Source organism: Enterococcus sp. AZ020 (assembly GCF_050499205.1).
GTDB lineage: Bacteria > Bacillota > Bacilli > Lactobacillales > Enterococcaceae > Enterococcus_L > Enterococcus_L dunnyi.
On the sequence record NZ_JBIPAT010000001.1, the window covers coordinates 3,740,489 to 3,751,657 of the forward strand.

Annotated in this window: 10 protein-coding genes and 1 other annotated feature; of the genes, 4 read left to right on the top strand and 6 right to left on the bottom strand. The window is 38.3% G+C overall.

The features are described from left to right. Nucleotides 1-117 precede the first annotated feature (117 nt). Nucleotides 118-318 (bottom strand) — a binding site (T-box leader). A 51-nt stretch (nucleotides 319-369) separates the two neighbouring features. From tsaD to IGI58_RS17880, 5 genes are all read right to left on the bottom strand, one after another. Continuing rightward, the gene (gene tsaD, locus IGI58_RS17860) at nucleotides 370-1,410 is read right to left on the bottom strand and encodes a tRNA (adenosine(37)-N6)-threonylcarbamoyltransferase complex transferase subunit TsaD (RefSeq protein ID WP_429952341.1); all 1,041 of its coding nucleotides are present in this window, start codon (nucleotides 1,408-1,410) and stop codon (nucleotides 370-372) included. Further along, nucleotides 1,407-1,871 (bottom strand): ribosomal protein S18-alanine N-acetyltransferase, encoded by a 465-nt coding sequence (gene rimI / locus IGI58_RS17865; protein WP_429952340.1) that lies wholly within the window; start codon nucleotides 1,869-1,871, stop codon nucleotides 1,407-1,409. Before rimI (IGI58_RS17865) ends, tsaD begins: the two co-directional genes overlap by 4 nt. A 4-nt stretch (nucleotides 1,872-1,875) precedes the next feature. After that, a complete protein-coding gene (gene rimI, locus IGI58_RS17870) occupies nucleotides 1,876-2,424 on the bottom strand; it encodes a ribosomal protein S18-alanine N-acetyltransferase (RefSeq protein WP_429952339.1) in 549 nt (182 codons plus the stop codon). Further along, nucleotides 2,408-3,127 carry a tRNA (adenosine(37)-N6)-threonylcarbamoyltransferase complex dimerization subunit type 1 TsaB gene (gene tsaB, locus IGI58_RS17875; protein WP_429952338.1) on the bottom strand — a complete coding sequence of 240 codons (720 nt, stop codon included), beginning with the start codon at nucleotides 3,125-3,127 and terminating at the stop codon, nucleotides 2,408-2,410. Before tsaB ends, rimI (IGI58_RS17870) begins: the two co-directional genes overlap by 17 nt. A gap of 422 nt (nucleotides 3,128-3,549) precedes the next feature. Then, nucleotides 3,550-5,601, bottom strand: coding sequence for a penicillin-binding transpeptidase domain-containing protein (locus IGI58_RS17880; RefSeq protein WP_429955250.1), 2,052 nt, complete (start codon nucleotides 5,599-5,601; stop codon nucleotides 3,550-3,552). 175 nt (nucleotides 5,602-5,776) lie between these two features. On the opposite strand from IGI58_RS17880, the gene IGI58_RS17885 reads away from it, so the two are divergent. The 4 genes from IGI58_RS17885 to IGI58_RS17900 all read left to right on the top strand — a co-directional run bounded on the left by IGI58_RS17885 (nucleotide 5,777) and on the right by IGI58_RS17900 (nucleotide 9,827). Continuing rightward, nucleotides 5,777-7,009 (top strand): SPFH domain-containing protein, encoded by a 1,233-nt coding sequence (locus tag IGI58_RS17885; RefSeq protein ID WP_087640295.1) that lies wholly within the window; start codon nucleotides 5,777-5,779, stop codon nucleotides 7,007-7,009. A 126-nt stretch (nucleotides 7,010-7,135) separates the two neighbouring features. Further along, complete coding sequence (locus IGI58_RS17890; protein WP_429952337.1) at nucleotides 7,136-8,278, top strand: TFIIB-type zinc ribbon-containing protein; 1,143 nt, start codon at nucleotides 7,136-7,138, stop codon at nucleotides 8,276-8,278. Further along, nucleotides 8,278-9,084 (top strand): TPM domain-containing protein, encoded by an 807-nt coding sequence (locus IGI58_RS17895; RefSeq protein ID WP_429955248.1) that lies wholly within the window; start codon nucleotides 8,278-8,280, stop codon nucleotides 9,082-9,084. Before IGI58_RS17890 ends, IGI58_RS17895 begins: the two co-directional genes overlap by 1 nt. Nucleotides 9,085-9,284: 200 nt before the next feature. Beyond that, complete coding sequence (locus IGI58_RS17900; protein ID WP_429952336.1) at nucleotides 9,285-9,827, top strand: DUF5067 domain-containing protein; 543 nt, start codon at nucleotides 9,285-9,287, stop codon at nucleotides 9,825-9,827. A 97-nt stretch (nucleotides 9,828-9,924) separates the two neighbouring features. On the opposite strand, the gene IGI58_RS17905 is transcribed toward IGI58_RS17900, so the two are convergent. Beyond that, nucleotides 9,925-10,917 (bottom strand): hypothetical protein, encoded by a 993-nt coding sequence (locus IGI58_RS17905; RefSeq protein ID WP_429952335.1) that lies wholly within the window; start codon nucleotides 10,915-10,917, stop codon nucleotides 9,925-9,927. Nucleotides 10,918-11,169 lie beyond the last annotated feature (252 nt).

An 11,169-nucleotide genomic window follows, 5' to 3' on the forward strand; every position in this document is an offset into this window, starting at 1 on the left:
CGGTGTTTCCTTCGCATTTGGTACTTCGCTCCATCCGTCGCCAACTACTTTTCAACATCTGCTCTAGCTTTGCCAGTCGCAGTGTTTCAAAGCAAAAAGTCCCTGGTGTTTAAAAACACCAGAGACGAGAATTTCCCGCGGTACCACTCTAATTGTCCATTCTACGATAGACCCACTTAATCTAATAACGGTAGATAGCCGTCTGCTTGTGCAGATTCTCTAAAGTGCGCTTCCTTTACTTGTCATTTTCGGCTTACACCGTCCCGAAATCGCTTGTGATGACCTTAGATAAAGTACTCTCTTTTTCAACGAATCAATATGAAACTGGATTTATTATAGCAAAATTTTACGAATATGCCTAGTCCTTAATTATTGACCGATCGTTTTAAAGCTCAAACTAGGTTCTGCATTTAGATGAGCATCAGCTAAATGACCCTTTTCTGCTTCGACGAATGCTGCCGCACCGATCATCGCAGCGTTATCTCCACATAGTCTTAACGGAGGCACAATAATAGTTGTTTCTGGCAATTGATCAGCGATCGCCTGACTTAATCGTTCTCTTAATCCTTGATTTGCAGCAACTCCGCCGGCCATAACTAATTGTTTCACAGGATATTCTTTACAAGCACGTATTGTTTTGTCGACTAATACGTCGATCACACTCGCTTGAAAGCTAGCCGCCAGATTTTCGATACTAAGTGCTTCCTCCCGTTGTTGTGCATTATGAACAGTGTTGATAAACGAGCTTTTTAACCCGCTAAAACTAAAGTCATAATTATCCTCTTTCATCATCGCTCGTGGAAAATGATACGTATCTTGCCCTAAATGAGCCAGTGTATCAATTTCCTTACCGCTCGGATAACTTAATCCTAACACCCGTCCAACTTTATCATACGCTTCACCAGCAGCATCATCTCTTGTTTCACCGATGATTTCAAAGGAACCTGTTTCTTTCATATACACTAGCTCTGTATGCCCTCCGCTGACGAGTAACGCCATCAAAGGAAATTGTAACGGCTCTACAAAGTGAGCTGCATAAATATGACCAGCCATGTGGTTGACTGGAATCAACGGCAGATCATGAGCCCATGCAAAAGCCTTTGCAGCGGAAATTCCAATCAATAATGCGCCTACAAGTCCAGGTCCGTAAGTCACTGCCACTCCACTTAAATCAGCCGGTCCTACCTCAGCTTCCATCAATGCGTCTTCGATACACAGCGTGATTTCCTCCACATGATGACGACTCGCGACTTCCGGCACGACACCGCCAAATCGACGATGGCTTTTTACTTGAGAAGCAACTATGTTGGATAAAATTTGATCGCCATTCTCAATTACTGCGACACTCGTTTCATCACAGCTGCTTTCGATTGCCAAAATCAGTTTTCTTTCTTTATAAAAAAAAGTCATTGTTCCACTTCCTTAATTTTTAAACACATTACAATTCCATCTTCTACTGGACGTGTGTAATATTTTTTTCGGCGACTAAGCGTCTCGAAATTTTTTTTCAGATATAACTGCTGAGCCGCATAATTGAATGCTCGGACTTCTAAAAAAACAGTCTTGATTCCCTGCTCTTTAAAAAGCTGAATAGCCTGATCCAACAATTGACTGCCTACGCCCATTCCCTGTAACTTCTTTTGGACCACGATATGAGAAATATCGACCTCATCTAAAATTTGCTGGTAACTGATAAATCCCTGCCATTCGTCTTCTTCGATCTTTACAAGGTAATCCGTTACTTCTTGCTGCAGATCAACACTGAATTGCTCCAATGACCACGGAGAACCATGCTCATACGCGTTTTCACATAATTGCCATAACTTTTCAGCAGCAGACTTGATCGGCAGCTCTTCTTTTAAACAATACATTTGATCACTCTTCTTTTAAAGACAACACCATTTCAAGGGCGTCTTCTTTGTTTTCAGTATAGTACTCCTGCTTGATCGTACTTGATGTAAACCCTAATTTTCTATAGACTCTTTGTGCATTCTTATTACTGATCCTCACTTCTAATGAAATCGTTTCGCATTTATTCAAAACAGAAAATTGCTGAATTTCTTTAATCAAAAAACTACCGATCCCTTTTCCTTGATAGGCAGTAGAAACTGCGACATTTGTAATGTGCGCATCTTTCCCAAACAATCGACAACCAATAAAACCGATCGTTTTTCCTTCTTTTTGAATCAACAAATATAAATGAGGGTCTGTTGCCTGCAGCTCCATTAAAAAGGCGGTTTTCGTCCATGGCATTTCACCGGCATAGACTTCCCTTTCGATAGATAATAAATCCTTGATATCCTCAAATTTGATTGCCCGCACGAAATAATCTTCATTAGAAAGCTGAATCGTTTTTGCTTCATAAGGCCGATTTTTAAAAAGTAAGCCTGCAAGCTTATTGAAAGGATTAAATCTTTTCAACATATGTTTCTCCTTCAGGTTTATGTTCTTTTAGCCAATTTTCTTCCGCTTCTACTCGTTTCAGATAATCCGGTAAAAAATGATGAATATCCATTGATGGTTCAGCTTTTCTTCCAAGTCCAGCAAGTACGGAAGCATTTGGGATCTGCCATTGAGGAATCGTATTGATCACAGCATCCGGCAAGATTTCTTTTATTTGTTCTTGCAATTTCACAGCATCCTCACCGACAAAATAGATATGTTCAAACTCCTTCAATTGCTTCAACCACTCTTCTAAAGAAATATGTTGATCTGGAATGTTCGTCTGTAATTCACCATTTATGTATTCATAGGCTCCTGTATAAACATTATTTCTTCTAGCATCGAACAACGGAACGATCACACCTTTGATCGAAATACAGTTCGCCGCTACCGTTTTCAAACTAGAAATTCCAACTAATTCTTTATTCAGCGTGTATGCTAATGTTTTGGCAGTTGTTACACCTATTCTCAACCCCGTATATGAACCCGGACCTTGCGCAACGACAATTCGATCAAGCTCGTCGGGTTTCAAACCAATATCTTTCATCAATTGTGTGATTGCCGGCATCAATGTCAAACTATGATTGCGTTTCACGGTTATAGTATATTGTCCTAAAATTTTTTCCTCATCACAAACTGCGATAGATAATGTCTGATTCGAGGTATCTATTGCTAAAATACGCACAAAAAAATCCCTTTCTTTCATTAGGTAGTTGTTTCATTGTAGCATATTTTTTCGAAGCAGTAAAAAAGTCCAAGTGTTCTTCTAAATAAATATAAAAAGCACAAGAAAACGTAGACTGAGGCAAAAACATTTAGCTCCAAAAAAATTAAGAAGAAGTTGCTTTTTTTCTCCGTTTATTCGAAATTAATGAGGCTGAGACAAAAGCGTTTAGCTCCGAGAAATAAGAAAGAATTTACGAAAATTGCTTTTCAAATTTTAGTGAATTTCTGCTTATTTCCGAAGGAGCTGCTTTTTTTTCGCCGTTTATTCACGTTTAGAGAGCGAAACAAAACTGATTTTTAGTTTTGTCCCGCTCTCTTAAAGTTTCCTAGATTTTGATAAATTGACAGCTAACTCAAAAATAGCTTGTTTTATCTCTACATTTACTTATAGGTTGCTTCTAAATAATCGATCAACGGTTTACTGATATCTGTCGCTGTATCATTTTTTCTAGAGTCTTCTACCATGATCATCGCAGAAAACTTATTATTGCTGCGATCCATAGCCAGAAGGAAGCTATTTTCCTTGCCAACGGTATCTTGTTTCTCTTTAATTTCAGCTGTTCCTGTTTTAGCAGCCAATGAGAATTCAGGATTGTACATATTATGCACGTAACCATCTGCATCTTCCACACTGCCAAGAAGATCCGTCACGATCGTATCAGCCGCATTTGAACTAATTACATTTTCTTTCGTCTTTGCCTCTTTAGACAACTCGATTTTCGGGTAGACCAGCTTACCTTCATTTTGGAAAACTGTATACATCGCCGCTTGCTGGATCGGTGTGATCAAAAGCTGACCTTGACCATAACCTGTATCTGCCAATAGAATCTCTGATTTGAACGAGTCTTCATTTGAAATTTGAGCTGGATTCATTGGAATAGCCAAGTCTAGTTTTTCACCAAAAATAAATTTATCCAGCCCTTTTCTAAAAGTTTCTTCCCCCATACGCAGCGTCTGTTCTGCAAAATAGATATTGTCAGAGTTGACCAATGCTGTTCGTAAGTTGACAGGACTTGCTTCTTTTACCCGCGTCACAAAATAGTCACCCCAAGAAGCATCCTTCTGCCATTTCAATCCATTGATCGCAAGCTCTTCTTCCGGCTTAAGTGTCCCAGCATCTAAACCAATACCACCTGTGATCGTCTTAAAGGTCGAGCCTGGTGCGTAACCTGTAGCAAACCTTGCTGTAAATGGTAAATTTTCATTATTAGCATACGCATCATATTCTGTTTGAGAAATACCATTCGCAAGCTTATTCGGATCAAAAGATGGTGAACTGACAGTCGCTAATAAATCCCCTTGCCGCGGATCCATCACAACAGCACTGCCTGGACGATTTGCAAAAATAGCATAGCCTTGTGACTGTGCATTTTTATCGATCGTCAATTGAATTTTCTGACCATCTTTTTTCTCTACTTTTTGAAGAACACTTTTTTCCTGTCCATTTTCATCAGTAATAGTGATACTTCCACCGTCTTGTCCACGTAATTCTTTATCAAAGGCTTGTTCCAGCCCAACTTTCCCAACGACACCAGTGCTGCTTAGAGAAGGATCTTTTTCAATATCTTCTGCTGTCACTGTTCCAACGTAGCCGATCAATTGTGCAGCTGCTTCTTTTAGTGGATAGTATCGGACAATTTTATCTTGTGAAGCCGCACCTTGTGGCAAATCAGTGATCGGATCAAAGGATATTTTGATCGGCACGAATGAATCATCTTGGACCCAAGCTTGCTTCAAATGTTGTTCAATTTCTTCTACAGGAACATTGAACTGATCACTGAAAGCTTTGATGTTTGCCGTTTTTGCATCTCCTTCTCCAAGTTTACCTGGAACGATACCAACCTGATCAAAAGCTTGATTTACAGCAAGCCCTTCTCCGTTACGATCGACGATTTCTCCACGCGCCGCAGTATCTACGCCAATAGAGACTTTATCCTGACCAGACATCTTCGGAAAAATCAAGCTAGGTTGCCAGTTGATTTTGTAGTTGTCTTTTTCTTTATCGATCGTCGTTTTATAGGATAAACCCTTTAAGTTACCTAACGGCGTTGTCATCTCTAGTTGATAGCTAAATGTGAACTTGTCACTAGCTTTTTTTTCAACTTTTACCTGTTTACTCCTGATTCCTTGTGCTTGTATCCCAGTGAAGATCGCTTCATATTTTTCAACTAATTGATTCTTATCATATCCATTGTCTTTGATCGACTCTTCACTCAACACAGTAGGAAGCTGATCAAACTCTTGCTTAGATAAATGTTTTAAAAAAGTTTGCGCTGTTTTCTCCACTTGCTTTATTTCTTGCTTAGTTTGCCATGCACTATAAGCAAAAACACCACCACCCAAAGCAGCAACAACTATTATCCCGCTAATTACTAAAATTATCGGTTTTTTTGACTTCTTTTGTGTTCTTCTTTCCACTAGCGATTCCCCCATCTCTTCCATTTTAAAATGTCTTCTTTATTATACCTCAATCTTGTCATTTATTCGTTATAAAAAGAGGAAGCTTAGTAAAAAATCAATAAGCTTATTAGACCTTAGCTGTATTTTTACCTTCTTCGTTTATGGTATACTATTTTCACGTACAACTTTTATCAAGGAGGAATTTGGAATGGGAATTATTAAAGCAGCAACAAGTGCGATCGGCGGAGGCTTAGCGGATCAATGGATCGAAGTCATTGAACCTGCTGATATGGGTGATACGACCGTTATGACCAAGGGAATTTTTGTTCGTAAAAATGATAAGCGCGGCTCTAACCGTAAAGGAACAGAGGATGTTTTGACGGATGGTTCTGTTATACATGTGTATCCAAATACGATGATGATTTTAGTCGATGGCGGTAAAATCATTGATTATACTGCTGAAGAAGGTTACTACACAGTGAAAAATGACTCCGCTCCTTCGGCGTTCAATGGTTCTTTAAAAGCAGCAATTTCAGAAAGTTTTGACCGTTTTAAATTTGGCGGTGTAACTCCTCAAAAACAACAAGTCTTCTACATCAATTTACAAGAAATCAAAGGAATCAAATTTGGGACTTCTTCTCCCCTTAATTACTTTGATAATTTTTATAATGCAGAATTGTTTTTACGAGCGCATGGGAATTATTCGATCAAGATCACAGACCCATTACTATTTTTCTCAAATGCGATTCCTCGAAATAAAAGCCAAGTAGATATTAATGATATCAACGAACAATATTTAGCAGAATTCTTAACAGCTCTTCAATCTGCGATCAATAAAATGTCTGCAGACGGTGAGCGTATTTCTTATGTACCATCAAAAAGTTTAGAATTAAGCAAATATATGGCACAAGCCTTAGATGACGAATGGCGTGAACTTCGTGGAATGGAAATCGTTTCTGTTGCAGTTGCTAGCATTTCATACACGGATGATTCAACGAAATTGATCAATATGCGTAATCAAGGAGCGATGTTGAGTGATCCAAGCGTCCGTGAAGGCTATGTTCAAGGATCATTGGCCCGTGGAATGGAAGCAGCTGGAAGCAATGAAGGAGGCGCAATGAACGGGTTTATGGGCGTTGGTATGGGCATGAATACTAGCGGAAATTATTTTGCTCAAGCTTCTCAAACCAATCAGCAGCAAATGCAGGAAAAACAAAATCAGCAAAATGCCCAAGGCTCAGCTGATACTTGGACTTGTCCTCAATGTGGAACAGAAAATTCAGGGAAATTCTGCTCTAACTGCGGCACACCGAAGCCAACCAATGAGAAACCAAAATTAGAAATGAAATGCAGTGAATGTAGTGAAGTCGTTGACCTATCTAACGGTATTCCTAAATTCTGCCCGCATTGCGGCAAACCATTTCAAGGAATTCCATTATAAATAGCAACACAGAAAATCCGAGTGCGGAACAAAGCTAAAAAACAGTTTTGTTTCGCACTCTAAAACTAAACAAGCCTATTTAGCGGTCTAAACTAAATCAGATTGCCAAATAAGAAAGGAAACATTATGACGGACACTTTTACACACAAATGCCCCAATTGCGACGGTCCTTTATTGTTTGATCCTAAAGATCAAAAGTTTCATTGTGAATACTGCTTGAATGTTTATACTGAGACAGAAGTCACAGCATATGAACAGTCTCAGCGTGACGCTCGTTTAGAAGATCCCGCCATTGAAGAGGAGTTGACTTATACCGCAGACGCAAAGGCTGATCGAATGCATTCTGATGAAGCAACTGCGTTTGACGATACTTCCGATAGTAACAAAGACGATATGGAATTATTCAACTGTCCGAGCTGCGGTGCCCAAATCGTCACAGAAGCAACGACAGCTGCCACCTATTGCTATTATTGTCATAACCCAGTTGTTTTATCTGGTCGTTTAAACGGGACCTTTTTGCCGGAAAAAGTCTTACCTTTTGCGATCGAAAAAGAAGAAGCTGTCGAAACGTTTTTAGCCTGGACCAAGAAAAAATGGTTTATTCCTAAAGATTTTTTCAATAAAGAGCAAATCGATAAATTGACCGGTGTCTATTTTCCTTATTGGGTAGTTGATGCCGATATCAATGGTCAACTGAATGCTATGGGGACCACTTTACGGGTTTGGCGAGTCGGAGATCTGGAATATACAGAAACAAAACAATTCGAGGTTACACGACAAGGAAAAATTTCATTCAAAGAACTGATCAAAAATGCGTTATCTAAAAATACTCAGCAAAAAATGGTTGAAACAGTCCAACCTTTTCCTATCGATAAAGCTCGCTCGTTTAAAAGCCAGTATTTAGCTGGCTTTCAAGCAGAGAAACGAGATATAGAATATGAAGCAATTCAACAGGCTATTCAAAACGAGCTCAAAGATTATTCTGAATCCTTACTACGGGATACAGCTGCTGGCTATACTTCCTTAACAAAATTGCGAACGGATATTTCTCTAGCAGATGAAAAAAATCATTATATGCTTTTACCTATTTGGTTAGTGACCTATAGAAGCAATGAACAATCAAACAAAGTCTACTACTTCGCAATGAATGGTCAAACAGGAAAAGTGAGCGGGATCCTTCCTGTCAGCTATAAACGTTTAGGACTTTTCACTTTCGGTCTATTCACTCTCTTATTGGCTCTTTTTTTGATCGGAGGCTGGTTCATATGATGAAAAAAATGCCTTTATGGTTTCTTACATGTTTTGTTCTTCTCTTTGGTTTTAGCGTACAAAGTTATGCTGCAGAAGATTCGATCGATGATCAAGCTGGGCTTTTTACCAGAGAACAAGTTAATCGATTAAAAGAAATGCTTGCTCCGATCGAAGCAAAAACGAAAGCACGCATTTTTATTGTTACCAATACCGACAATGAGATCGATTCTACTCGATTTGCAGATTACTATATGCTTGACCGGATTGGCAAGGATCAAAATGGTGTCACTTTTTATATCGATATGAATCAACGAAAATCAGTGATTTCTACCTCTGGCAATATGATCGATTATTTGACGGATAAACGAAATAGCCAAATGCAGGATAACATCGGTGCTAGTTTGACGAACGGAAATTATATGGAAGCTGCTCAAACATTTCTTGAGGATACTAGCAGATTCTTCGATCAAGGCGTTCCTGGCGGTCATTATCGTGTAGATACAGAAACAGGTAAAATCACACGTTATAAGGTGCTAACGACCACTGAAATTTTGATTGCTTTGATTGCCTCCGTTATTTTAAGCGGCATCTTTTTTGCAATCAGTGTTTCAAAATACCAGTTGAAATTTGGTACTTATTCTTATCCTTTCAGAGAAAAAGCAACGCTGCATTTAACAAGTAAAAATGATCGGCTGATCAATTCTTTCGTTACCACGCGGCGGATCCCTAGAAACAATTCAAATGGCGGAGGCTCTGGTGGTGGCGGCAGCAGCACACACTCTACAGGCGGAGGGACTTTTGGCGGTAGCAGTCGAGGATTTTAATTAAATAAATACTTATATTTTTATCATTATTTTAGCATTTTAAGTGGTCCTTCTTTCATTTTCAGAAGGATCATTTTCTTTTTTTTATCTCAAAGTTATCTTGTTATTTCTTCTATTTCAAGGTAGTATAGAGTTAATCGATTCATGCTGGATAATCATTGACAGCTAGTCTAAAAATGAGAAAAGTGAGGATATAAGTAGTGAAAAAAATTCTGGGTTTCGGCATATTGACATTGTGCGGATTGACTTTGGTTGCATGCAGCAGCAACGACAATACAACAAAAAAAAGTAGTGCAGACTCTTCGACATCTCAAAAAAAAGAAGGCAATGCGTATTTTAAAGATGATACTTTAAAAATCGATATGGCTACAGTGAAAATTCTTTCTACAGAAGTGTTACCTGCTGATACAGCTCTTTATAGAGAAAAACCACAATTAGCACTGACTTATGAAGTGACAAATGACAGTAAAGAACCTCTGTCTGCTTCTACTGTCTGGATCGCTTGTATGGAATTAACACAGGAGGGTGAAAATACGATCAATCGGCTGAATGTTGGTATGACACCACAAGATGAACGCTTTGCAGAATACACAGAACATCAATCAGATGATATCAAACCAGGCGGTACAGTCAAAGCAATTATTTCTTATGATTTAGACGATACTGAAACACCGGTTGTTTTAAAGGCAACACAGGGAATGGCTGGAAAAGAACTTGGTGAGAAGAAAATTGACTTAAAATAAAAGAAAAGAGCAGTTTGCCGAATATTTGGCTCACTGCTCTTTTTGTTATTTCATTCAAAAAAGTCACTATCTAACAAAAACCAATGCTTCTGATCGTCTATTCTTTCACAGGTACCAGTAGTTGACTCGTTCCAATGGCATTGGCTTGGGCAGTCACATGAACCTCGATACTCTCCCCAAAATAATCGATCGTTCCGACTGCTTCAGAGTAGTTTTTACTGGTCGATAAATCCTCAAAACGAAAAGTTGTACTATTGATGTACTGAATATTGCTCCATTTAATATCATTGACTTTAAATTCCGGTGCTTCTGGTGCTGTTTCTAAAATGGTGGCAAAGCTATTTTCCTGTGAGATCTGAATCGCTAATTTAAGTCCCTTCAATGAGTCGTCTTCTCTCACCCAAACGCGATTCATGAATGCATCAAACTTGTTTTTTTCATTTGCAGAAAGGGTCTCTCCAATAAAGTCTGAGAGCTTTTTCAAACTATTTTTTTCTTCCTTATTCAGGAGAGTCGCTAATTTCTCCAAACTATAAAAATCATTGATATCAGATTCCTTGACCTTATCATTGATTTGTTCTTCGATCACTTTATTTAATTTATCCATATTTTCTTCGTTTAATACATTTTGAGCCGCTAATAACTGCTCGTATGTTCCATCTGCATCATTGTTCATTAGACGAGTTGAAATTTCCGGCAAATGTAACTCATAATAACTTATTTGTCTGATTTCCTCAGCTTCTTTTGTCTCTGATCCTTGAAGTGAATCAACAGCCGCTTTATACTTTTTTTTCTTTAGATTCACTTGAGCGCTTGAAATTTGATAAGCATCTTTTACTTTATTATCCAGTTTTTTGTCAGCAAGCAAGTCAACTACCTCTTGATAATGTTCTTTTTCAAAAGCCAACTGAGCTTTTGAAAATAAATAGATACTTTCACTTTGTTCAGACTTCTCCTTGTTTTCCTCTAATAACGTAACAACTTCTTGATAATTTCCTTCTTTATAAGCCGATTCTGCCTTCTCTTCTTTGCTTGTACAATCTGACAACACGGCAAAAAGAACAATAATTATAACAAAACTTTTTCTCATGTTTTACTCCCCTTTCCTTACAACAACTTAATTATATAATAATAAAATCTCATCTGACAATCTCTCAAATCACCTTAACATTATTTCTTATATTTCAGTCGTTAAAAGCGCACTGATCGAGATCATTCTGCTAAAAAAGACTGACACATCTAATTTTAGTTAGAAGTACCAGTCTTTTTATATAAACAAAAAAAGCCTTCTCGGCTTTGATCAATCAACAATTCAATCAGACACATGGCGGCACTCACTTAG